The following is a 23,513-nucleotide window of genomic DNA, read 5'->3' on the forward strand; positions in this document are numbered from 1 at the left end:
CATGACCGGTGTCGGATTATCCCCGGGCAGATCATCCAGGCTGGTCAGCGGCCCCCTTGGAGGATTCTCCAGGACCCAGGGTCACGAAGAGCCCCGGGCCGCGGTCGGTGGCCTCGGCGAAGACCTCCTCGGCGACGGCCCACTCGTCCGGCCGCGTCTCGGCGTACGCGCGCCAGCCCCGCACGAGGAGCAGCACGCCCCGCTCCGCCGCCTCCCTCGGCCAGACGGACGGATCGGCCAGTGAGTCGGCGAGCGCGTCCCAGTTGCGGCCGAACCAGTCGGGCAGGTCCAGGGCACGGGCGCAGCGGTCCATCAGGCCCGCCTTGTCCGTGACCCCGTCGAGGTCCAGCGTGACCACGAGCCGGCCCGCGGGGTCCTCCGTCATGCCTCGCCCTCTCTCTGACGTGTCGTCAGACCCCGTCGGGGTCCGAGCGGTTGAGCGTCGGCTTCGGCGTCGTGCCCGCCGTCATCAGGTAGTCCGCGGCCGAGGTGTCCGTCACCAGGCTGGTGACCAGTCCGGACCGCAGTACCGCGTCGATGGCCGCCGCCTTGCGCTGCCCGCCCGCGATCGCGACGACCTCGGGGATACGGCGGAGCTGGTCGGCCTTGACCGTGATGCACCGCTCCCCCAGGTCCCGCCCGACCCGGCGCCCCTCGGCGTCGAAGAGGTGCGCGGACATCTCGGCGGCGACACCGAGGGAGGCGTAGTGCGCGCGCTCCTCGTCGCTGAGCATGTCGTGCACCGTCGAGATGCCCGGCTCCCAGGAGCCGATGGAGACGCAGGCGACCGTGACCTTGTCGAAGTACTCGAAGGCCCGGGCGATGCCGGTCTGGTGGCGCAGCGCCGTCGCGGTGGCCGCGTCCGGCAGCAGCATCGGCGCGTAGATGGGGTGGGCGTCGCCGCCGGACACCTGGGCGGCGCGGCGGACGGCCTCGACCGAGCCGCGCTCGGCGGTCCCCGCGTCGTACACGCCCGTCAGCTGCACCACCGTGCACGGCGGCAGCCGGTCGAGCGCGGCCGCCATGTGGATCGTGGAGCGGCCCCAGGCGAGGCCGAGCACGTCCCCCTCGTTGACCAGCTCGCCGAGCAGGTCGGCGGCCACCTCGCCCAGGTTCTCCGGGTCGGGTGTCTCCTCGGCCTCGGCCGGGGACTCCACCACGACGGCGTGCCTGAGGCCGTAGCGGGCCCGCAGGGCGTCCGAGCGCTCCGCGTCCAGCTCGGCGGGCACCCGGATCTCAATTCGTACTAGGTCCCGCTCGAGGGCGGTCTCGAGGACCCGGGCCACCTTGAAGCGGCTGACGCCGAACTCCTCCGCGATCTGGATCTTGGATTTGCCCTCGAGGTAGAAGCGGCGGGCCATGGCCGCCGCCTGGACCAGCTCAGCGGGTCCCATCCGCATGGCTGAACGGCCCGCCGACATACCCGACACGGCGATCTCCTCACTGCTGTTCACACTCTGGATTCGCCGTTCATCCTCGCAGATTCGGCGCACTTGATCAGCCCTGATGGGAGCCGTTCACGTTCTGTTCCTCAGTGGTCGCACGCCCAGGACGCCTTGGCGGTCGCCGCCTCGGCCTGGTTGCGCAGTGCACGTACCGCCTCGGCCGGGTCGGACGCCCCGTACACGGCGGAACCCGCGACGAAGACGTCGGCGCCGGCGTCGGCGCACTGCTCGATCGTGGACGCCGAGACACCGCCGTCGACCTGCAGCCACAGCTCCAGACCGTGCTTCTTGATCAGCTCACGGGTGCGGCGGATCTTCGGAAGCATGATGTCGAGGAACGCCTGCCCGCCGAAGCCGGGCTCAACCGTCATGATCAGCAGCATGTCGAGCTCGGGGAGCAGGTCCTCGTACGGCTCGATCGGCGTCGCGGGCCGCAGGGCCATGGAGGCGCGGGCGCCCTTGGCCCGGATCTCGCGGGCGAGCCGGACCGGTGCGGAGGCCGCCTCCACGTGGAAGGTGACGGAACCGGCGCCGGCCTCCACGTACTGGGGCGCCCAGCGGTCGGGGGCGTCGATCATGAGGTGGCAGTCCAGCGGGGTGTCCGTCGCGCGGGCCAGGGACTCCACGACCGGCACGCCGAGCGTGAGGTTGGGGACGAAATGGTTGTCCATGACGTCGACGTGGAGCCAGTCGGCTCCCTCGACCGCCTTGGCCTCGTCCGCGAGGCGGGCGAAGTCGGCGGACAGGATGCTGGGGTTGATCTGCGCGGCCATGCCCCCAAGCCTGCCATGCCCTCCGGGGGTGGGGGGCATCGGTACCGGGGGGATGCGGTTGTTGTTCGGGCGCGGGGCGGTGGGGGCTGGTCGCGCAGTTCCCCGCGCCCCTTCGGGTGGGGCGTCCTGGCGTCGGTATGCGGTGGCCGGCGCTGCCCCCGTGGTCACGGTTGTGCGTCGGCCGCGGGGCCGTGGGGGCTGGTCGCGCCGTTTCCCGCGCCCCTTCGGGTGGGGCGTCCTGGACGTCGGTACGCGGTGGCCGGCGTACCGACGTGGTCGCGGTTGCGGGGCGGGGCCGGTCGCGGCGTTCCCCGTGCCCCTTCGGAGCGCGCTATGCGGTGCGGCGGATCAAGGACAGGTACATCGCGTCCGTGCCGTGGAGGTGGGGCCACAGCTGGATGTCGGGGCCGTCGCCCAGGTGCGGGACGCCGGGGAGGAGGGGCCGGGCGTCGAGGAGCTCGGTCTCGGGGTGGTGCTTGAGCACGTCGGCGACGACCGCGCGGGTCTCGGCGAGGTGCGGCGAGCAGGTCGCGTAGCCGACGACGCCGCCGACCCGTACCGCCTCCAGGGCGCTGCGCAGCAGCCCGCGCTGGAGCGGGGCGAACCCGTCCAGGTCCTCGGGACGGCGCCGCCAGCGCGCCTCGGGTCGGCGGCGCAGGGCGCCGAGGCCGGTGCACGGCACGTCGACCAGGACACGGTCGAAGCTCCCGGGCCGCCACGGCGGGCGGGTCCCGTCGGCGGCGATCACCTGGTACGGGCCCGGGTTGCCGTCCAGCGCCTTCGCCACGAGCCCCGCGCGGTGCGGCTGCTTCTCGGAGGCGAGCAGGAAAGCGCCCCGCTCCGCCGCCAGGGCGCCCAGCAGCGCCGCCTTGCCGCCGGGTCCCGCGCAGCCGTCCAGCCAGCGCCGGTCGGGTCCGTCCAGGGGCGCGTTGGCCAGGGCGAGCGCGACGAGCTGGCTGCCCTCGTCCTGCACGCCCGCCCGGTTCTCCCGTACGGCGTCGACGGCCCCGGGCTCGCCGCCCTCGCTCAGCCGCACCGCGTACGGCGACCAGCGCCCCGGTACGGCCGCCTCCTCCTCGAGCAGTTCCCCGGTCGTCGCCCGTCCGGGCCGGGCGACCAGCGTGACCTCGGGCCGCTCGTTGTCGGCGGCCAGCAGCTCCTCGATGCCGGCCCGGCCCCCGCCCAGCGAGTCCCACAGCGCGGAGACGACCCAGCGCGGGTGCGAGTGCACGACGGCGAGATGGTCCTCGGGGTCCTCGTCGTAGGGCGGCGCGACGCGTTCCAGCCAGCCGTCGAGATCGTCCTGCGCGACCTTGCGGAGCACGGCATTGACGAACTTGGCGCGCCCGTCGCCCAGCACCACACGCGCCAGTTCGACGGAGGCGGACACGGCCGCGTGGGTCGGGATCCGCGTCCCGAGCAGCTGGTGCGCGCCCAGGCTGAGCACGTCCAGCACCGGCGGGTCGACCTCCCGCAGCGGCCGGTCGACACAGGAGGCGATGACCGCGTCGTACGTCCCCTGCCGGCGCAGCGTCCCGTACACCAGCTCGGTCGCGAGCGCGGCGTCCCGGGCGTCGAATTTCTCGTTGTCCTCCCGCGCCCTGCGCAGCAGTGGCGGCAGGACGAGGTTGGCGTACGCGTCCCGCTCGTCCACGGCCCTGAGCGCCTCGAAGGCGAGGATGCGGACGGGGTCCTTCTGGGGCCTGCGGTACGGCTTGCCGGACTTGCGGGGACGACGAGGCTGCTCGCTCACGAAAAAGGTGCTCCGGGTGTGGGGTGAAGTGCGCTCACCAGCGTACGTCGGGCCGGTGAACGGTGGTGACGAGGTCAGCCGCCGAGCAGTTCGCCCTCGGCGATCCGCACCCCGCGCGCCCAGTCCGCGGCCCGCATCGGCTTCTTGCCCTGCGCCTGCACCCACAGCAGCTCGACGGCGTACGAGCCGGTGCCGACGTACACGTTGTTCTTGCCGGCCGCGAGCTGCCCGGGGGCGAGATCGGTCCGGTCGGGCACGGGCAGGGCCTGCACCAGCTTGAGCCGCTCGCCGCGGAACGTGGTCCAGGCGCCGGGCGCCGGGGTGCAGCCGCGCACCACCCGGTCGACGCGCAGCGCCGGTGCCGCCCAGTCGATCCGGGCGTCCTCGACGGTGATCTTCGGTGCGAGGGTGACGCCCTCGGCGGGCTGCGGTACGGCCTTCAGGCTGCCGTCCTCGATGCCGTCCATGGTGGCGGCGAGCAGGCCGGCGCCGGCGAAGGCGAGCCGGGTCAGCAGGTCGCCGCTGGTGTCGGTGGGGCGGATGGTCTCGGTGACCGTCCCGTAGACGGGGCCGGAGTCGAGGCCCTCCTCGATGAGGAAGGTGGACGCCCCGGTGATCTCGTCCCCCGCCATCAGCGCGTGCTGCACGGGCGCGGCCCCCCGCCAGGCGGGCAGCAGCGAGAAGTGCAGGTTGACCCAGCCCTGGGCGGGGACGTCCAGGGCCACGCGGGGCAGCAGGGCGCCGTAGGCGACGACGGGGCAGCAGTCGGGCGCGATCTCGCGCAGCCGCTCCAGGAACTCCGGGTCGCGGGGCTTCGCGGGCTTGAGCACCTCGATCCCGGCCTCCTCCGCACGCTCGGCCACGGGCGAGGCCACCAGCCGGCGCCCGCGCCCGGCCGGTGCGTCGGGCCGCGTGACGACGGCGGCCACCTCGTGACGCCCGGAGGCGATCAGGGCGTCCAGGGCGGGAACGGCGACCTCGGGGGTACCGGCGAAGACCAGCTTCATGGGTGGGACGGGCCTCTCGGGCGGGGGCGGATGCGGGCGACGCACCAGTCTACGAGCCAGGACTCGACGGAGAGCCGCCGACGGTGCGGCACCGCGACGGCCGACGCCCACCTCCCGTCCGGAAACGCACGGTGCGCGGGTGGGAGAAGAAAACCGAAGGCCGAACGCCGAGGCGCACAGCCCACCGAGAGGGGCGCACGCATATGCCCCCACGCCCCCACCCCGTGACCAGCGGAGCGCCCACGCGTTGGTCAAGGAAGAGTTGACCACACAGGGCCGCCCGTGCGGCCCGATTCCTTTCAACGCCGGTTCGAGAGGCTTGTTCATGGCCGACCACGCAACCCACGACGCCCAGGCTCGGGCCAGCCTGCACTTGCTGGTGCGGGACATCGAGCGGGTCCGCCGGCAGGTGGACGCACTGCGCACCCTCACCGCCCAGTTGGGCAATGTCTACCGACCGCGCCGTTCCGGCCCGTCCACGGGCTTCGTCGTCTACGGACGCGCTCCCGCCCCGACGGTCCGTCTCGCCCAGGAACTGCGGGACAGTGTCGAGACCCTGGTCACGGCCGCCGTGGACTTCGACCGCTCGCTCGGCTTCTCGTGGGACGCGGTCGGCTCCGCGCTCGGCGTCACCAAGCAGGCGGTGCACCGGCGTTACGGCTCCCGCCGCGCCGCGGCCCAGGCCGCGGCCGCCGAGGCCCCCGAGCACGCACCGGAGCCGACGGGCACCCGGCCGGTCACCGTGGGCACCGGCATCCCGGCCGTGCCCACGGTCCCCGCGGCCCGCTCCATGCCGACGCAGCCGACGGCGGGCAGCCCGTCCCTGCGCGACGAGGTCAGGCCGACGGCCTTCCCGGGCCCACGCAACGGCTGACCCCGCCCCCGCCCTCCCGTCACACTCCGGGAGGGCGGCCCGTCCCCGAGCCGCCGCTCCTCACCGGCCTCGGGCGGACCTCGCCCTCACCCTCACCCGATGTCGGGCGGATCGATCCGTACCCACACCGCCGCGTCGCTCCCGCGTGCCATCCGTGCCGCCTGTGCGGCCTTCAGCGCCCCGGCGAGCGCCGCCCCGCTCCCCGGCGGCACCCGGACCAACGCCCGCTCCCACTGCTCCCCCGGCGGCGGCCCGCCCACCCGGCGCGGGCGCCCCGGCGCCGTGACGGGGAGCGGCACGGGCCCCAGGATCTCCGCCTCGCGCGGCAGCTCCACCGCGCCGAGGAAGCCGGCCACCGCCTCCGCCGGCCCCGCCACGGACGCCATTCGCGACACCGGCGGAAAGCCCAGCTCGGCACGCTCGGCCAGCTCACGCACCGCATGCCCGACGGGGTCCCAGCGCACCAGCGCCTGCACCGGCCGCAGGGTCGGCTCCGCGACCACCACCACGGTCCCCCCGGCCGGCTGCGGACGCACCAGCGCGGCGGCCGCGAGCCAGCGCCGCAGCGCGTCCTCACCGGCGCGCAGGTCGGGCCGCCCGAGCATGGCCCAGCCGTCGAGCAGCAGCGCCGCCGCGTAGCCGCCCTCGGCGACGGGTTCGGCGCCGGGGGTGCTCACGACCAGGGCCGGCGTCTGCGGCACCGTGTCCAGCACATGCTCGCGCCCCGAGGTGCGCACCGGCACCGCGGGGAAGGCGCGCCCCAGTTCCTCCGCGGTGCGGCGCGCCCCCACGATCTGCGCGCGCAGCCGGAACGCCCCGCACTCCGGGCAGTGCCAGGCGCCCTCCTCGCGCCCGCACCACCCGCACCGCAGCGCGGCCCCGGATTCCTGCCCCTCCAACGGCCCGGAGCAGTGCCGGCACCGCGCGGGCGTCCGGCAGGCGGCACACGCCATCCGCGGCACGTACCCACGCCGGGGCACCTGCACGAGCACCGGTCCCTGCCGCAGCCCGTCCCTGACGACCTGCCAGGCGAGGGTGGGCAGCCGCGCGGCCCGGGCGGCCTCGTCGCGGGCCAGGTCCCCGTCCCCCACGGTGCGTACCAGCGGGGCGCAGGCCCGCACCTGCTCCCGTGCGGCGACCAGCGGCCGGGCCCAGCCGGTCTCGACGAGCTGGGCGGCCTCCACGGTGCAGTTCCAGCCGCCCAGCAGGAAGGCGCACCTGTCCTGGGCCGCGCGCAGCAGCAGCACCTCGCGCGCGTGCGGCTGCGGGGCGTGCGGCTCGCTGTGGCTGTCGTCGCCGTCGTCCCACAGGGCGACCAGCCCGAGGTCCCGCACCGGCGCGAACATCGCGGCCCGGGTCCCGATGACGGCCCGTACGGCCCCCCGGCGCACCGCGAGCCACTGGGCGTACCGCTTCTCGGGCCCGGCGTCGGCGGTGAGCACCGCGTGCCGGCCCTCGCCGAGCAGGGCGGTCAGCGCGGCGTCGGCCCGGGCGACCGCCCGCCCGTCCGGGAGGACGACCAGCGCGCCGCGCCCGGAGGCCAGCGTCGCCGCCACGGCCCGCGCCAGCTCCTCGCCCCACCCGGGGCCGGGCAACGCGTTCCACACGGCGCGCGGCGAGCCTCCCGAGGCGAGGGACGCGACGAACGCGGCCCCCTGCTCGTACCGCGCCCAGGACCCCGGCTCGGGCACCGGTGGCGGGGGCAGCGGCTCGGGCGAGGGCCGCTTCTCGGCGCGTGCGTTGCGCGGCGGTACGGCGAGCTGCAGCACATCGGCGAGGCTGCCGGCGTAGCGGTCGGCGACGGCCCGCGCGAGACCGAGCAGCTCCTCGTCCAGCACGCGCTCGGGCGAGACGACCTGGGCCAGCGCGGCCAGCGGCCCCGAGTAGTCGGACTCCGCGAGCCGCTCCACCAGGAAACCGTCGATGAGGCCGCCGCCCTCGCGCCGCCCGTCCCGCACCCGGTGCCGTCCGGCCCCGAACCGCACCCGCACCCGCACGCCCGGCTGGGCCTCGGCGTCGAGTTCCTCCGGGACGGCGTAGTCGAAGTACCGGTCGAGGTGGAGCACGCCCTTGTCGACCAGCACCCGGGCGACGGGCAGCTCCTTGGCGAGCGCGGCCCCGCGCCAGGTCCGCGGCTTGGCCCGCGGCGCCTTGGCCTTGCGCACGCTCTCCCGGATGAGCGCGAGCTGCTCGGGTGGCGCGTCGTCCGCGCCACCGCCCGCCGGTTCGTTCTCGCTGCTCACGCCTGCATTCTTACCAAAGACCACTGACAACCGACGGCGCCCGGTTCCCACCGTCCCGCGTCGGCTCCGGACGCGCCGAGGCCCGGCGCCCCCAGGGGGACACCGGGCCTCGTGACGTGCCGTCGGTACGGGCCGCTGTTACAGGCCCGCCGCCTTGCGCAGGGCGTCGACGCGGTCGGTGCGCTCCCAGGTGAAGTCGGGGAGCTCGCGGCCGAAGTGGCCGTACGCCGCGGTCTGGGCGTAGATCGGGCGGAGCAGGTCGAGGTCGCGGATGATCGCGGCCGGGCGGAGGTCGAAGACCTCGTCGATCGCCTTCTCGATCTTCTCCGTGTCGACCTTGGCGGTGCCGAAGGTCTCCACGAACAGGCCGACGGGCTCGGCCTTGCCGATCGCGTAGGCCACCTGGACCTCGCAGCGGGAGGCGAGGCCCGCCGCGACGACGTTCTTGGCGACCCAGCGCATCGCGTACGCGGCGGAGCGGTCCACCTTGGACGGGTCCTTGCCGGAGAAGGCGCCGCCGCCGTGGCGGGCCATGCCGCCGTAGGTGTCGATGATGATCTTGCGGCCGGTCAGGCCGGCGTCGCCCATCGGGCCGCCGATCTCGAAACGGCCGGTCGGGTTCACCAGGAGCCGGTAGTTCTCCGTGTCGAGCTTGATGCCGTCGTCGAGGAGCGCCTTGAGCTCCGGCTCGACGACGAACTCCTTGATGTCGGGAGCGAGCAGCGACTCCAGGTCGATGTCGCTCGCGTGCTGCGAGGAGACGACCACCGTGTCCAGGCGGACGGCCTTGTCACCGTCGTACTCGATGGTGACCTGCGTCTTGCCGTCGGGGCGCAGGTAGGGGATCGTGCCGTTCTTGCGGACCTCGGACAGGCGCTTGGACAGGCGGTGCGCCAGGAAGACCGGCAGCGGCATGAGGGTCGGCGTCTCGTCCGAGGCGTAGCCGAACATCAGGCCCTGGTCGCCCGCGCCCTGCCGGTCCAGCTCGTCCTCGTCGCCCTCGACCCGGGACTCGTACGCCGTGTCGACGCCCTGCGCGATGTCCGGGGACTGCGCGCCGATCGACACGGACACGCCGCAGGAGGCGCCGTCGAAGCCCTTCTTGGAGGAGTCGTAGCCGATCTCCAGGATCTTGCCGCGGACCAGCGTGGCGATGTCCGCGTAGGCCTTGGTCGTGACCTCGCCGGCCACGTGCACCAGGCCGGTGGTGATCAGCGTTTCGACGGCGACCCGGGAGGTCGGGTCCTCGCGCAGAAGCGCGTCGAGAATGGTGTCGCTGATCTGGTCAGCGATCTTGTCGGGGTGGCCCTCGGTGACGGACTCCGAGGTGAACAGGCGACGGGACACAACGCTCCCTGGGGTTGCAGCGGCTGCTGGCTGATCATTGGTGGACGGCACGGGGAGCTGCACCCGGCGACGTCCGAGAACAGTTTATCGGTCGCACTCGGCCGCGGACTCACCCGTCTCAGCTCTCGGAAGGGCTGTGACCTGCGGCACGGGCATTCTGCACAATGCGACGGGCCATTGGCCAGGCTCGCCACGCCCGAATGCGCGGGGTACGCGAGCACTGGGGAACGAATGGGGCATTCAGCCGAGCCTTTCGGCCACGAGGTCCCACACCGTTTCGGCCAGGGCCTCCTTGGGGCCGTGCGCCACCGGGGTCTCGCTGCCGTCGGCGCCGAGGACCACGGCCTCGTTCTCCTCGGACCCGAAGGTCTTGCGCTCCCCCACCTCGTTCACCACGAGGAGGTCGCAGCCCTTGCGCTTCAGCTTGGCCCGGCCGTTGGCGAGGACGTCGTCCGTCTCGGCGGCGAAGCCCACGACCACCTGCCCGGAGCGGGCCCGGCCGGCGGAGATCTCCGCGAGGATGTCCGGATTACGCACCAGCGCGACCGGTTCCGGCTCCTGGCCGTCCTTCTTCTTGATCTTTCCGGCGGCGTAGACCGCCGGCCGGAAGTCCGCGACCGCGGCGGCCATGACGACGGCGTCGGCGTCCGCCGCCGCGCGGAGCACGGCCTCGCGCAGCTCCACGGCGGTGCCCACCGGGACGACGTCCACGCCGGCCGGGTCCGGCAGCGCCGCGTTCGCCGCGATCAGCGTGACGCGGGCGCCCCGGGCGGCGGCGGTGCGGGCGAGGGCGTAGCCCTGCTTGCCGGAGGAGCGGTTGCCGAGGAAGCGGACGGGGTCGAGGGGCTCGCGGGTGCCGCCGGCGCTGACGACGACGTGCCGTCCGGCGAGGTCCGGCTCCCGCACGCCGCGGGCGAGCACCCGGCGGCAGACCTCGAAGATCTCGCCCGGGTCGGGCAGCCGGCCCTTGCCGGTGTCGACGCCGGTGAGGCGGCCGACGGCCGGTTCGATCACGAGGGCGCCGCGGCGGCGCAGCGTCGCCACGTTCTCCTGGGTGGCCGGGTGCTCCCACATCTCCGTGTGCATGGCGGGGGCGAAGACGACCGGGCAGCGGGCCGTGAGCAGGGTGTTGGTGAGGAGGTCGTCGGCGAGGCCGTGGGCGGCCTTGGCGAGCATGTCGGCGGTGGCCGGGGCGACGACGACGAGGTCGGCGTGCTGGCCGATGCGCACGTGCGGGACCTGGTGGACGTCGTCCCACACCTCGGTGGAGACGGGGTGGCCGGACAGGGCGGACCAGGTGGCGGCGCCGACGAAGTGCAGCGCGGAGGCGGTGGGGACGACGCGCACGTCGTGTCCCGACTCCGTGAACCTGCGCAGCAGCTCACAGGCCTTGTAGGCGGCGATGCCGCCGCTGACCCCCAGAACGACCTTGGGCTTGTCCACCATCTCTCCCGGACCTCGGAATGCGTGTGCCCCCATCACACACCACAGGCCCGGCAGTCCGACTGCCGGGCCTGTGGAAAAGTCAGCTTCAGGCTGAAAATACTACTGCTGGCACTACTGCGCCGGGCCCTCGATGGCCTCGGACGTCAGCAGACCCGCGTTGATCTCGCGCAGGGCGATCGAGAGCGGCTTCTCGTGGACGTGGGTGTCGACGAGAGGACCGACGTACTCGAGGAGACCCTCGCCGAGCTGCGAGTAGTACGCGTTGATCTGGCGGGCCCGCTTGGCCGCGTAGATCACGAGGCTGTACTTCGAGTCCGTGGCCTCGAGAAGCTCGTCGATCGGCGGGTTGATGATGCCCTCGGGCGCGGAGATGGAAGAGGACACGCTCTACCTTCCGATGGATGGGAAAGATTCAGTCGGCTGATCGGCCGGGGTCGGTGGGACCTGTCGCGATCACACGACGTTCGTCAAGGCTAGCAGCTCGCGCGCCACGTCCTCGACGGAGGTGTTCACCAGGGTCTCGTCGAACTCCGGCTCGGCCGCCAGCTCGACCTTGGCCGCGGCGAGGCGGCGCTCGATCACCTCCGGCGGTTCGGTGCCCCGGCCGGTGAGCCTGCGCACCAGCTCCTCCCAGGAGGGCGGGGCCAGGAACACCAGCTGGGCCTCCGGCATGGACTCGCGGACCTGCCGCGCGCCCTGGAGGTCGATCTCGAGCAGCACCGGCTCACCGGCCTCCAGGCGCTCCAGCACGGCGGTGCGGGGCGTGCCGTAGCGGTTGCCCGCGAACTCGGCCCACTCCAGCAGCTCGCCGTTGGCGATCAGCTTGTCCATCTCCTCGTCGGTGACGAAGAAGTAATGGACTCCGTGCTGCTCGCCGGGCCGGGGCCTGCGGGTCGTCGCCGACACCGAGAGCCAGACCTCGGGGTGCTCGTTGCGCATATGGGCGACGACCGTGCTCTTGCCGACCCCCGAGGGGCCGGAGAGCACGGTCAGCCGCGGACGTGCGTCCGGGGGTACGGGGGACGTCCCCCGGGGTGTTGCTGCCATGCAGCGATTATTCCAGCAATCGCGCAGTGCCCGGGACTCAGGAGCCCGTGCTGCCGAACTCACGCTCCAGGGATGCGATCTGGTTGGAGCCGAGGCCCCGCACGCGGCGGCTCTCGGAGATGCCGAGCCGCTCCATGATCTGCTTGGCGCGGACCTTGCCCACGCCCGGGAGGGACTCGAGGAGGGCGGAGACCTTCATCTTGCCGATGACGTCGTTCTCCTGGCCCTGCTTGATGACCTCGTGGAGGGAGGCGCCGGAGTGCTTGAGTCGATTCTTGACCTCGGCCCGCTCCCGGCGAGCCGCGGCGGCCTTTTCGAGCGCGGCTGCGCGCTGTTCAGGGGTAAGGGGCGGAAGAGCCACGCCTACGTCACCTCGGATGTCGAACTGTCGGATACGGACCGGTGAGGAACCTAGTCGCCCCACACCTGGTGAGCCACGAGCAACACGCTCGCCCGTTGACTCTCGACGGAGACTAGCGGTCAAGTCCGCCAGAGTCAGCGAGAACAGCGGAAAAGTCCTGGTCAGCCTCCGTCAGGCCAGACATTTAGGACATATTGCCTCGGATTTGAGGATGTATCCAGGGTCAGGCCGCGGTGACCGCGTCGCTGATCTCCTCCGCGAAGCGGTCGGTGGCCGTCCGCAACGCGGCCACATCGGGACCGTGACGCAGAACACCCCGGCTGACGTTGGGAACGACGTTGCGCACCGCGGCACCGAAGACCCGCGGCAGATCCGCCGGGGTGGCTCCCTGCGCCCCGATCCCGGGTGCCAGCAGCGGACCGTTGATGCCCAGGTCGTACGAGGAGAGGTCGCCCAGGGTGGCGCCCACCACCGCACCGAAGGAGCCGAGGGGCTGCTCCCCCGCGTTCTCGGCCGCCAGGTGCGCCAGCACGGTGGCTCCGACGTTCCGTCCGTCGGCGCGCATCGCGTGCTGGACCTCGCCGCCCTCCGGGTTGGAGGTCAGCGCCAGCACGAACAGACCCACGCCGTTCTCCCGCGCCAGGTCGACCGCGGGCTTCAGCGAGCCGTAGCCGAGGTACGGGGAGACCGTCAGCGCGTCCGAGAACAGCGGGGCGTCCTTGTGCAGGAAGGACTCCGCGTACGCGGTCATGGTCGAGCCGATGTCGCCGCGCTTGGCGTCCATGACGACCAGCGCGCCGGCCGCCCGGGCCTCCTGGACCGACTTCTCCAGGACGGCGACGCCGCGCGAGCCGAAGCGCTCGAAGAACGCGCTCTGCGGCTTGAGAACGGCTGCCCGCTCGGCCACCGCCTCGACGACGGTTCGGCTGAAGCGCTCCAGGCCCGCCACGTCGTCGTTCAGGCCCCACTCGGCGAGCAGGGAGGCGTGCGGGTCGATGCCGACGCACAGCGGGCCGCGTTCGTCCATCGCGCGGCGCAGCCGGGCGCCGAAGGGCTCGATTACGGTCATGCCGGTCATTGGGATTTCCTCACATCAGCACCGACCGCGTCGGCGAGCGTGGCGTACGGGCTCTGCCGCAGACGGGCGGCGAGCCCCTTGTGGATCGCGCGGCCCCAGAAGGGCCCCTCGTAGATGAACGCGCTGTAGCCCTGGACCAGCGTGGCCCCGGCCAGGATGCGCTGCCAGGCGTCCTCCGCGGTCTCGATGCCGCCGACACCCACCAGGGTGATCCGGTCGCCCACGCGCGCGTACAGGCGGCGCAGCACCTCCAGGGAGCGGGCCTTGAGGGGGGCGCCCGAGAGGCCGCCGGTCTCCTTGACCAGGGAGGGCGTCGACCGCAGGCCGAGTCCCTCGCGCGCGATGGTGGTGTTCGTGGCGATGATGCCGTCCAGCCCGAGTTCGACGGCCAGGTCGGCGACCGCGTCGACGTCCTCGTCCGCGAGGTCCGGAGCGATCTTGACCAGCAGGGGCACGCGCCGGCTGGGCACCGCGCGGTCGGCGGCCTCGCGGACGGCGCTCAGCAGGGGACGCAGCGCCTCGGTCGCCTGGAGGTTGCGCAGGCCGGGCGTGTTCGGGGAGGAGACGTTCACCACCAGGTAGTCGGCGTACGGCGCCAGCCGCTCGGCCGACTTCACGTAGTCGGCGACGGCCTCCTCCTCCGGGACGACCTTGGTCTTGCCGATGTTGACGCCGACGACGGTCCGGAAGACGGGGTTGCGGGAGGCCAGACGGGCCGCCACGGCCCGCGAACCGTCGTTGTTGAAGCCCATGCGGTTGATCAGCGCCCGGTCCTCCACCAGGCGGAACAGCCGCTTCTTGGGGTTGCCGGGCTGCGGCTCCCCCGTGACGGTGCCGATCTCGACGTGGTCGAAGCCGAGCATCGCCATGCCGTCGATGGCGACCGCGTTCTTGTCGAAGCCGGCGGCGAGCCCGAAGGGGCCGTGCATCCGCAGGCCCAGCGCCTCGGTGCGCAGCTCCTTGTGGCGGGGCGCGAGCGCGGCGGCGACGAAGGTGCGCAGCACGGGGACGCGGGCGGCGAGACGGATCCAGCGGAAGGCCAGGTGATGGGCCTGCTCCGGGTCCAGGCGGGCGAAGAAGAGCTTGAAGAAGATCTTGTACATGTGTCCTCGTCAGGGCTTCATGAGGGGGCTCATGAAGAGGGGGACACCGTCTCCGGTGTCCCCCCTCGGGCTGCTAGTCGCGGGCCGCGGTCAGGAACTCCGCGTGTTCCTGCAGTGAGCGCACTCCCACGTCGCCGCGGTTGAGGGCGTCGATGCCCTGCACCGCCGCGGCGAGCGCCTGGACCGTCGTCAGGCACGGCACGGACCGCGCCACGGCCGCCGTACGGATGTCGTAGCCGTCGAGGCGGCCGCCGGTGCCGTACGGGGTGTTGACGATGAGGTCGACCTCGCCGTCGTGGATGAGCTGGACGATGGTCTTCTCGCCGTTCGGGCCGGTGCCCTCGGACTGCTTGCGGACCACCGTGGCGTTGATGCCGTTGCGGCGCAGGACCTCGGCGGTGCCGGAGGTGGCCATCAGCTCGAAGCCGTGGGCGACCAGCTCACGCGCCGGGAAGATCATCGAGCGCTTGTCGCGGTTGGCGACCGAGATGAACGCCCGTCCCTTGGTCGGCAGCGGCCCGTACGCGCCGGCCTGCGACTTGGCGTACGCCGTGCCGAAGACGGAGTCGATGCCCATGACCTCGCCGGTGGAGCGCATCTCCGGGCCGAGGACCGTGTCGACGCCGCGGCCGTGGATGTCCCGGAAGCGGGACCACGGCATCACGGCCTCCTTGACGGAGATCGGCGCGTCCAGCGGCAGCTCGCCGCCGTCGCCGTTGGCCGGCAGCAGGCCCTCGGCGCGCAGCTCGGCGATGGTGGCGCCCAGCGAGATGCGGGCGGCGGCCTTGGCCAGCGGCACCGCGGTCGCCTTCGAGGTGAAGGGGACGGTGCGCGAGGCGCGCGGGTTGGCCTCCAGGACGTAGAGGATGTCCCCGGCCAGCGCGAACTGGATGTTGATCAGGCCGCGCACGCCGACGCCCTTGGCGATGCCCTCGGTGGAGGCGCGCAGCCGCTTGATGTCGAAGCCGCCGAGCGTGATCGGGGGCAGGGCGCACGCCGAGTCGCCGGAGTGGATGCCGGCCTCCTCGATGTGCTCCATGACGCCGCCGAGGTACAGCTCCTCGCCGTCGTACAGGGCGTCCACGTCGATCTCGATCGCGTCGTCCAGGAAGCGGTCGACCAGGACCGGGCGGGACGGGCTGATCTCGGTCGACTCGGCGATGTACGCCTCGAGGCGGGTCTCGTCGTAGACGATCTCCATGCCGCGTCCGCCGAGCACGTAGGACGGGCGGACGAGGACCGGGTAGCCGATCTCGTCGGCGATGGCCTTGGCCCCGGCGAAGGTGGTGGCGGTGCCGTGCTTCGGGGCGGGCAGCCCGGCCTGCGCCAGGACCTGGCCGAAGGCGCCGCGGTCCTCGGCGGCGTGGATGGCCTCCGGCGAGGTGCCGACGACCGGCACGCCGTTGTCCTTGAGCGCCTGGGAGAGGCCGAGCGGGGTCTGGCCGCCGAGCTGGACGATGACGCCCGCGATCGGGCCGGCCTGCGCCTCCGCGTGGACGATCTCCAGGACGTCCTCCAGGGTGAGCGGCTCGAAGTAGAGCCGGTCGGAGGTGTCGTAGTCGGTGGAGACGGTCTCCGGGTTGCAGTTGACCATCACGGTCTCGTACCCGGCGTCGCTCAGCGCGAAGGAGGCGTGGACGCAGGAGTAGTCGAACTCGATGCCCTGGCCGATGCGGTTCGGGCCGGAGCCCAGGATGATCACCGCGGGCTTCTCGCGCGGCGCGACCTCGGTCTCCTCGTCGTAGGAGGAGTAGAAGTACGGCGTCTTCGCGGCGAACTCGGCGGCGCAGGTGTCGACCGTCTTGTAGACCGGGCGGATGCCGAGGGCGTGCCGGACCTCGCGGACGACGTCCTCGCGCAGACCGCGGATCTCGCCGATCTGCTGGTCGGAGAAGCCGTGCCGCTTGGCCTCGCCGAGCAGGCCGGGGGTCAGCTCGGGCGCCTCGGCGAGCTCGTCGGCGATCTCCTTGATGAGGAAGAGCTGGTCGACGAACCAGGGGTCGATCTTCGTGTACTCGAAGACCTCCTCGGGCGTGGCGCCGGCGCGGATGGCCTGCATGACGGCGTTGATCCGGCCGTCGGTGGGCCGGACGGCCTCTTCGAGGAGCGCCTTCTTGTCGCCGGGCTCGCCGACGAAGGTGAACTGGCTGCCCTTCTTCTCCAGGGAGCGCAGCGCCTTCTGGAAGGCCTCGGTGAAGTTGCGGCCGATGGCCATGGCCTCGCCGACCGACTTCATGGTGGTCGTGAGGGTGGAGTCGGCGCTCGGGAACTTCTCGAAGGCGAACCGCGGGGCCTTCACGACCACGTAGTCGAGCGTCGGCTCGAAGGAGGCCGGGGTCTCCTGCGTGATGTCGTTCGGGATCTCGTCGAGGGTGTAGCCCACGGCCAGCTTGGCCGCGATCTTGGCGATCGGGAAGCCGGTCGCCTTGGAGGCGAGCGCCGAGGAGCGGGACACGCGCGGGTTCATCTCGATGACGATGACGCGGCCGTCGGCCGGGTTCACCGCGAACTGGATGTTGCAGCCGCCGGTGTCGACGCCGACCTCGCGGATGATCGCGATGCCGACGTCGCGCAGGATCTGGTACTCGCGGTCGGTCAGCGTCATCGCGGGCGCCACGGTGATCGAGTCGCCGGTGTGCACGCCCATCGGGTCGAAGTTCTCGATGGAGCAGACGACCACGACGTTGTCGTTCTTGTCGCGCATCAGCTCCAGCTCGTACTCCTTCCAGCCGAGGATGGACTCCTCCAGGAGCACCTCGGTGGTCGGCGAGAGGGTGAGGCCCTGGCCGGCGATGCGGCGCAGCTCCTCCTCGTCGTGCGCGAAGCCGGAGCCGGCGCCGCCCATGGTGAAGGAGGGGCGGACGACGACGGGGTAGCCGCCGAGCGTGTCGACGCCCGCGAGGACGTCGTCCATGGAGTGGCAGATCACGGACCGGGCGGACTCGCCGTGGCCGATCTTCTTGCGGACCTCCTCGACGACGTCCTTGAACAGGTCGCGGTCCTCGCCCTTGTTGATGGCCTCGACGTTGGCGCCGATCAGCTCGACGCCGTACTTCTCCAGCACACCCTGCTCGTGCATGGAGATCGCGGTGTTGAGGGCCGTCTGGCCGCCCAGGGTGGGCAGCAGCGCGTCGGGCCGCTCCTTGGCGATGATCTTCTCGACGAACTCGGGGGTGATCGGCTCGACGTAGGTGGCGTCGGCGATCTCCGGGTCGGTCATGATCGTCGCCGGGTTGGAGTTCACCAGGATGACGCGCAGGCCCTCGGCCTTGAGCACGCGGCATGCCTGGGTGCCGGAGTAGTCGAACTCGGCGGCCTGGCCGATGACGATCGGGCCGGAGCCGATGACCAGGACGGACTGGATATCGGTGCGCTTAGGCACGCTGGCCCTCCATCAGGGAAACGAAGCGGTCGAACAGGTACGCGGCGTCGTGCGGGCCGGCTGCCGCTTCGGGGTGGTACTGGACGCTGAAGGCCGGCTTGTCGAGAAGCTGGAGGCCCTCCACCACGTTGTCGTTGAGGCAGACGTGGGAGACCTCGGCGCGGCCGTAGGGGGTGTCGGAGACCTTGTCGAGCGGGGCGTCGACGGCGAAGCCGTGGTTGTGCGCGGTGACCTCGACCTTGCCGGTCGTACGGTCCTGCACCGGCTGGTTGATGCCGCGGTGTCCGTACTTCAGCTTGAAGGTGCCGAAGCCGAGGGCGCGGCCCAGGATCTGGTTGCCGAAGCAGATGCCGAACAGCGGGGTGCCGCGCTCCAGGACGCCCTGCATGACCGAGACCGGGTGGTCGGCGGTGGACGGGTCGCCGGGGCCGTTGGAGAAGAACACGCCGTCCGGGTTGACGGCGTAGACGTCCTCGACGGTGGCCGTGGCGGGCAGGACGTGCACCTCGATGCCGCGCTCGGCCATGCGGTGCGGGGTCATGCCCTTGATGCCGAGGTCGACGGCGGCGACGGTGAACTTCTTGTCACCGATCGCCGGGACGACGTACGCCTCGGTGGTGGCGACCTCGGCGGAGAGGTCCGCGCCGCTCATCTCGGGGGCCTGGCGGACCTCGGCGAGCATGGTGCCCTCGTCGGGCAGCGCGTTGCCGGAGAAGATGCCGACGCGCATGGCGCCGCGCTCGCGCAGGTGGCGGGTGAGGGCGCGGGTGTCGATGCCGGAGATGCCGACGATGCCCTGGGCGGCGAGCTCCTCGTCCAGCGTGCGCGTCGAGCGCCAGCTGGAGGGCACGCGGGCGGGGTCACGGACGACGTACCCGGAGACCCAGATCCTCTTGGACTCCATGTCCTCGTCGTTGACGCCCGTGTTCCCGACGTGCGGGGCAGTCATCACGACGACCTGGCGGTGGTACGACGGGTCGGTGAGGGTCTCCTGGTAGCCGGTCATTCCGGTGGAGAACACGGCTTCGCCGAAGGTCGCCCCCACGGCCCCGTAGGCGCGGCCGCGGAACATCCGGCCGTCCTCCAGGACGAGTACGGCGGGAGTCCTGTCAACTCCCCTGGTGGAGGTCGTCATCGTGCGCCTTCCGTTTCCGTCTTGTTGATCATGTCGTTCAGGGTTTCGACCCACTCGTTGTGCTCGGCCGCGTGGTCGGAGCGGAAACCGGAGTCGATCAGTTTGTCGCCGTGTGCCCAGGTGACGATCAGCAGACCGCCCTCCGTGAGCACCTTGCCGGCGATGCCCTTGTCCAGCCGGGCCTCGCGCAGTGCGGCGACGGGGACGAAGAAGTCGGTGGCGCCGGGGCGTACGACGTCCAGTCCCGCGTCCGTCAGCGTGAGCTCGGCCCGGCTCCGGGTGCCCAGGCCGTGCGCCACGATGCGGTCGAGCCACTGACCGGCGGTGGTGGAGCCGTGGTAGCGGCCGCTCATCGTCAGTTTCGCCGGACCCGGCTCGTCCGGCACGGTGGGCAGCTCGGGCAGGTCGCCCTGGAGGGTGCTGCGCCACTTCCAGCCCTCGCGCATCAGCCAGTACACGAGCGCGACGAACAGGCCGAGGCCGACGACCCAGCCGACGCGGGCGGCCCAGTCGGTCACTTCCGCCGATTCCTTCCCGGCGGCCAGCAGGATTACAGGTGTCACGTGAGCTTCCCGTCGACGAGCGTGGCCTTGCCCCGCAGCCAGGTGTGCGTCACACGGCCCGGCAGCTCACGTCCCTCGTACGGAGTGTTGCGGCTGCGCGAGGCGAAGCCCGCGGGGTCCACCCGGCCACGGTATGCCGTGTCGACGAGGGTGAGGTTGGCGGGCTCACCAGCCGAGACGGGTCGTCCGTGTCCGGCGGCCTGTCCGATCTGCGCGGGCTTGACGGACATCCGGTCGGCGACGCCGGCCCAGTCGAGCAGGCCCGTGTCCACCATGGTCTCCTGGACCACCGACAGCGCGGTCTCCAGGCCGACCATGCCCATGGCGGCGGCGGCCCACTCGCAGTCCTTGTCCTCGTGCGGGTGCGGGGCGTGGTCGGTGGCGACGATGTCGATCGTGCCGTCCGCCAGGGCCTCGCGCAGGGCGTGCACGTCCCGCTCGGTGCGCAGCGGCGGGTTGACCTTGTAGACGGGGTTGTACGACCGCACCAGCTCGTCGGTGAGGAGCAGGTGGTGCGGGGTGACCTCGGCGGTGACGTCGATGCCGCGGGACTTGGCCCAGCGGACGATCTCGACGCTGCCCGCGGTCGACAGGTGGCAGATGTGGACGCGGGAGCCGACGTGCTCGGCGAGCAGCACGTCCCGGGCGATGATCGACTCCTCGGCGACGGCGGGCCAGCCGCCGAGGCCCAGCTCGGCGGAGACGACGCCCTCGTTCATCTGGGCGCCCTCGGTGAGCCGGGGCTCCTGGGCGTGCTGGGCGACGACGCCGTTGAAGGCCTTCACGTACTCCAGGGCGCGGCGCATGATCACGGCGTCGTGGACGCACTTGCCGTCGTCGGAGAAGACGGTGACGCCGGCCGCGGACTCGTGCATGGCCCCCAGCTCGGCGAGCTTCGCGCCCTCCAGGCCGACGGTGACGGCGCCGATGGGCTGCACGTCGCAGTAGCCGGACTCCTGGCCGAGCCGCCAGACCTGCTCGACGACGCCGGCGGTGTCGGCGACCGGGAAGGTGTTGGCCATGGCGAAGACGTTGGTGTAGCCGCCGCTCGCCGCCGCGCGGGTGCCGGTGAGGACGGTCTCGGAGTCCTCGCGGCCGGGCTCGCGCAGGTGAGTGTGCAGGTCGACCAGGCCGGGCAGCAGCACCTTGCCGGCGGCCTCGACGATCTCCGCGCCCTCGGCGGACAGGTTCGTGCCCACCTCGGCGATGGTGCCGCCGTCGATCAGCACGTCCTGCGGCTCGCCGCCGAGCACCTTCGCACCGCGGATCAGGGTCTTGCTCATCTTCTTACTTCTCCTCGGTGGTGCGGGCGTGGGTGACGGCGGGCTCGCTCTTCGGGCCGAACTCGGCGCCGCCGAGCAGCAGGTACAGGACGGCCATCCGGATGGAGACGCCGTTGCTGACCTGCTCGACGACGGTGCAGCGGTCGGAGTCGGCGACCTCGGCGGTGATCTCCATGCCGCGGACCATCGGGCCGGGGTGCATCACGATGGCGTGCTCGGGCATCTTCGCCATGCGGTCGCCGTCGAGGCCGTACCGGCGGGAGTACTCGCGCTCGGTCGGGAAGAACGCGGCGTTCATGCGCTCGCGCTGCACGCGCAGCATCATCACCGCGTCGGACTTCGGCAGGGTGGAGTCGAGGTCGTAGGAGACCTCGCAGGGCCAGGTCTCGACGCCGACCGGCAGCAGGGTGGGCGGGGCGACGAGGGTGACCTGGGCGCCGAGGGTGTGCAGCAGGTCGACGTTGGAGCGGGCGACGCGGCTGTGCAGGACGTCGCCGACCAGGGTGATGCGGCGGCCGTCCAGGTCCTTGCCGAGGCCGGCGTCGCGGCCGACCAGGCGGCGACGCATGGTGAAGGCGTCCAGCAGGGCTTGGGTGGGGTGCTGGTGGGTGCCGTCGCCGGCGTTGATGACGTGGGCGTCGATCCAGCCGGAGGTGGCCAGACGGTACGGGGCGCCGGAGGCGCCGTGCCGGATGACGACGGCGTCGACGCCCATGGCCTCCAGGGTCTGCGCGGTGTCCTTCAGGGACTCGCCCTTGGAGACGCTGGAGCCCTTGGCGGTGAAGTTGATGACGTCCGCGGACAGGCGCTTCTCGGCGGCCTCGAAGGAGATCCGGGTCCGGGTGGAGTCCTCGAAGAAGAGGTTGACGACGGTCCGGCCGCGCAGGGTCGGCAGTTTCTTGATCGGCCGGTCCGCGACCCGGGCCATCTCCTCGGCGGTGTCGAGGATCAGGACGGCGTCGTCGCGGGTGAGGTCGGCGGCCGAGATGAGATGACGCTGCATCTGTCAGGCTCCGTAAGGCGATTCATGCGGAAGAGCGGGATAATTCGGGCGGCCGGGTGCGTGCGGGGGCACACCGAGCGGGCGTAGGGCACCGGTGAGGGCGTACGCCGGGGTGCTACGGGTGGGCGCCCGGGGTGGTGTCCGGCTTGGCGCCGAGCAGCACGGTGTCCCGACCGTCCTCCTCGGCGAGCTGGACCTTGACCGTCTCCCGCAGCGACGTGGGGAGGTTCTTGCCGACGTAGTCGGCCCGGATGGGCAGTTCGCGGTGGCCGCGGTCGACGAGGACCGCGAGCTGCACGGCGCGCGGGCGGCCGATGTCGTTCAGGGCGTCCAGGGCGGCGCGGATGGTCCGGCCGGAGAAGAGGACGTCGTCGACGAGGACGACCAGGCGGCCGTCGATGCCGTCACCGGGGATCTCGGTGCGGGCCAGTGCGCGCGGGGGCTGCATGCGCAGGTCGTCGCGGTACATGGTGATGTCGAGCGAGCCGACCGGCATCTTGCGCTCGGTGATCTGCTCCAGCTTGTCGGCGAGCCGCCGGGCGAGGAAGACGCCCCGGGTCGGGATGCCGAGGAGCACCACGTCGTCGGCGCCCTTGGCGCGTTCGACGATCTCGTGGGCGATACGGGTCAGCACCCGCGCGATGTCCGGCCCCTCGAGCACGGGCCGTGCGTCGGTCTGCGTGTCCTGCTGCCTGCTGTCCTGCTGCTTGTCCATACGAAACGGACCTCCTTCTCCGCCTCACGGGACGGACCTTAAAGGACGTCGGATTTGCGCCACCTACGCTATCAGGTGCACAGGACCGCCCCGATCGGGCCCCCGACACTCCCCCGTCACCCTCACGCCCCCTCCGCATCACCCGTTCGCAGCAACGGAGGGCGGGTACCACAGAAGAGTCGGTGCGGACCATTCGGCTTGACGCAGAAGAGTAACGCTGCGTAACCTCACAGTGAGTTACCAGCCGCGCGGCAGACAACACAGCCGGCCGCGTCGACACCTTGTCCGGGGAGCCATATGTCCAGCGAATACGCCAAACAGCTCGGGGCCAAGCTCCGGGCGATCCGCACCCAGCAGGGCCTTTCCCTCCACGGTGTCGAGGAGAAGTCCCAGGGCCGCTGGAAGGCGGTCGTGGTCGGGTCGTACGAGCGCGGTGACCGTGCCGTGACCGTGCAGCGTCTCGCCGAGCTGGCGGACTTCTACGGCGTCCCCGTGCAGGAGCTGCTGCCGGGCACCACCCCCGGCGGCGCCGCCGAGCCGCCGCCGAAGCTGGTCCTGGACCTGGAGCGGCTGGCCACGGTGCCGGCCGAGAAGGCGGGCCCGCTGCAGCGTTACGCGGCCACGATCCAGTCGCAGCGCGGCGACTACAACGGCAAGGTGCTCTCGATCCGCCAGGACGACCTGCGCACACTCGCCGTCATCTACGACCAGTCGCCCTCGGTCCTCACCGAGCAGCTGATCAGCTGGGGTGTCCTGGACGCGGACGCGCGCCGCGCGGTGGCGTCCCACGAGGACGCCTGAGCCCACAGCGCGCTCCTGACACAGCAGAAACGTGGGGGGGGGGGGGGGGGGGGGGGGGGGGGGGGGGGGGGGGGGGCCCCCGCCCGCCCGGGGGGGGCGGGGGGGGGGGGGGGGGGGGCGGCGCGGGGGGGGGGGGGGGGGGCGGGCGGGGGGC

Annotated in this window: 21 protein-coding genes; 2 read left to right on the top strand and 19 right to left on the bottom strand. The window is 72.3% G+C overall.

Translation table 11 applies throughout. The features are described 5' to 3' along the window. Positions 1-31 precede the first annotated feature (31 nt). From ACIRG6_RS30375 to fmt, 5 genes are all read right to left on the bottom strand, one after another. Positions 32-385: a barstar family protein gene (locus tag ACIRG6_RS30375; RefSeq protein WP_403325074.1), complete on the bottom strand. Its 354-nt coding sequence runs from the start codon at positions 383-385 to the stop codon at positions 32-34. 25 nt (positions 386-410) lie between these two features. Continuing rightward, positions 411-1,454, bottom strand: coding sequence for a sugar-binding transcriptional regulator (locus ACIRG6_RS30380; RefSeq protein ID WP_189230657.1), 1,044 nt, complete (start codon positions 1,452-1,454; stop codon positions 411-413). Between the two features lie 77 nt (positions 1,455-1,531). Further along, a complete protein-coding gene (rpe, locus tag ACIRG6_RS30385) occupies positions 1,532-2,218 on the bottom strand; it encodes a ribulose-phosphate 3-epimerase (protein WP_189230656.1) in 687 nt (228 codons plus the stop codon). A 331-nt stretch (positions 2,219-2,549) separates the two neighbouring features. Beyond that, positions 2,550-3,971, bottom strand: coding sequence for an RsmB/NOP family class I SAM-dependent RNA methyltransferase (locus tag ACIRG6_RS30390; RefSeq protein WP_365021648.1), 1,422 nt, complete (start codon positions 3,969-3,971; stop codon positions 2,550-2,552). Positions 3,972-4,045: 74 nt separating this feature from the next. After that, on the bottom strand, positions 4,046-4,978 hold the full coding sequence (fmt, locus tag ACIRG6_RS30395) for a methionyl-tRNA formyltransferase (RefSeq protein WP_239770110.1): 933 nt from the start codon (positions 4,976-4,978) through the stop codon (positions 4,046-4,048). A 325-nt stretch (positions 4,979-5,303) separates the two neighbouring features. Here fmt and ACIRG6_RS30400 point away from each other — a divergent pair, with 325 nt between their 5' ends. Then, positions 5,304-5,852, top strand: a complete 549-nt coding sequence (locus ACIRG6_RS30400) for a hypothetical protein (protein WP_318217737.1) — start codon at positions 5,304-5,306, stop codon at positions 5,850-5,852. Between the two features lie 92 nt (positions 5,853-5,944). On the opposite strand, the gene ACIRG6_RS30405 is transcribed toward ACIRG6_RS30400, so the two are convergent. From ACIRG6_RS30405 to pyrR, 14 genes are all read right to left on the bottom strand, one after another. After that, positions 5,945-8,095, bottom strand: a complete 2,151-nt coding sequence (locus tag ACIRG6_RS30405) for a primosomal protein N' (protein WP_403325075.1) — start codon at positions 8,093-8,095, stop codon at positions 5,945-5,947. Between the two features lie 138 nt (positions 8,096-8,233). Then, positions 8,234-9,442, bottom strand: a complete 1,209-nt coding sequence (gene metK, locus ACIRG6_RS30410; RefSeq protein ID WP_189230651.1) for a methionine adenosyltransferase — start codon at positions 9,440-9,442, stop codon at positions 8,234-8,236. 240 nt (positions 9,443-9,682) lie between these two features. Further along, a complete protein-coding gene (gene coaBC / locus ACIRG6_RS30415) occupies positions 9,683-10,885 on the bottom strand; it encodes a bifunctional phosphopantothenoylcysteine decarboxylase/phosphopantothenate--cysteine ligase CoaBC (protein WP_364680932.1) in 1,203 nt (400 codons plus the stop codon). Positions 10,886-10,999: 114 nt separating this feature from the next. Next, positions 11,000-11,272 carry a DNA-directed RNA polymerase subunit omega gene (rpoZ, locus tag ACIRG6_RS30420; RefSeq protein ID WP_003977348.1) on the bottom strand — a complete coding sequence of 91 codons (273 nt, stop codon included), beginning with the start codon at positions 11,270-11,272 and terminating at the stop codon, positions 11,000-11,002. Between the two features lie 69 nt (positions 11,273-11,341). Further along, complete coding sequence (gmk, locus tag ACIRG6_RS30425; protein ID WP_318217739.1) at positions 11,342-11,935, bottom strand: guanylate kinase; 594 nt, start codon at positions 11,933-11,935, stop codon at positions 11,342-11,344. Between the two features lie 37 nt (positions 11,936-11,972). Next, the gene (locus ACIRG6_RS30430) at positions 11,973-12,296 is read right to left on the bottom strand and encodes an integration host factor (protein WP_003977346.1); all 324 of its coding nucleotides are present in this window, start codon (positions 12,294-12,296) and stop codon (positions 11,973-11,975) included. Between the two features lie 223 nt (positions 12,297-12,519). Further along, positions 12,520-13,365 carry an orotidine-5'-phosphate decarboxylase gene (pyrF, locus tag ACIRG6_RS30435; protein ID WP_403325076.1) on the bottom strand — a complete coding sequence of 282 codons (846 nt, stop codon included), beginning with the start codon at positions 13,363-13,365 and terminating at the stop codon, positions 12,520-12,522. Positions 13,366-13,370: 5 nt separating this feature from the next. Continuing rightward, a complete protein-coding gene (locus tag ACIRG6_RS30440) occupies positions 13,371-14,477 on the bottom strand; it encodes a quinone-dependent dihydroorotate dehydrogenase (protein WP_381691542.1) in 1,107 nt (368 codons plus the stop codon). A 73-nt stretch (positions 14,478-14,550) separates the two neighbouring features. Continuing rightward, positions 14,551-17,859: a carbamoyl-phosphate synthase large subunit gene (gene carB / locus ACIRG6_RS30445; protein WP_350723210.1), complete on the bottom strand. Its 3,309-nt coding sequence runs from the start codon at positions 17,857-17,859 to the stop codon at positions 14,551-14,553. Further along, entirely contained in the window at positions 17,852-18,994 is a 1,143-nt protein-coding gene (gene carA, locus ACIRG6_RS30450) for a glutamine-hydrolyzing carbamoyl-phosphate synthase small subunit (RefSeq protein ID WP_403325077.1), read from the bottom strand. Before carA ends, carB begins: the two co-directional genes overlap by 8 nt. After that, the gene (locus tag ACIRG6_RS30455) at positions 18,991-19,557 is read right to left on the bottom strand and encodes a PH-like domain-containing protein (RefSeq protein ID WP_364680885.1); all 567 of its coding nucleotides are present in this window, start codon (positions 19,555-19,557) and stop codon (positions 18,991-18,993) included. The genes carA and ACIRG6_RS30455 overlap by 4 nt, the downstream gene beginning before the upstream one ends. Continuing rightward, positions 19,554-20,840, bottom strand: a complete 1,287-nt coding sequence (locus ACIRG6_RS30460) for a dihydroorotase (RefSeq protein WP_318217744.1) — start codon at positions 20,838-20,840, stop codon at positions 19,554-19,556. The genes ACIRG6_RS30455 and ACIRG6_RS30460 overlap by 4 nt, the downstream gene beginning before the upstream one ends. Positions 20,841-20,844: 4 nt before the next feature. After that, positions 20,845-21,843: an aspartate carbamoyltransferase catalytic subunit gene (locus ACIRG6_RS30465; RefSeq protein ID WP_403325078.1), complete on the bottom strand. Its 999-nt coding sequence runs from the start codon at positions 21,841-21,843 to the stop codon at positions 20,845-20,847. 115 nt (positions 21,844-21,958) lie between these two features. Next, the gene (gene pyrR, locus ACIRG6_RS30470) at positions 21,959-22,558 is read right to left on the bottom strand and encodes a bifunctional pyr operon transcriptional regulator/uracil phosphoribosyltransferase PyrR (protein ID WP_239770100.1); all 600 of its coding nucleotides are present in this window, start codon (positions 22,556-22,558) and stop codon (positions 21,959-21,961) included. 297 nt (positions 22,559-22,855) lie between these two features. On the opposite strand from pyrR, the gene bldD reads away from it, so the two are divergent. After that, positions 22,856-23,359: a transcriptional regulator BldD gene (bldD, locus tag ACIRG6_RS30475; protein ID WP_006131213.1), complete on the top strand. Its 504-nt coding sequence runs from the start codon at positions 22,856-22,858 to the stop codon at positions 23,357-23,359. Positions 23,360-23,513 lie beyond the last annotated feature (154 nt).

Origin of the sequence: Streptomyces flaveolus (genome assembly GCF_044765825.1) — a bacterium.
In the GTDB taxonomy this organism is placed as follows: Bacteria; Actinomycetota; Actinomycetes; order Streptomycetales; family Streptomycetaceae; genus Streptomyces; species Streptomyces flaveolus.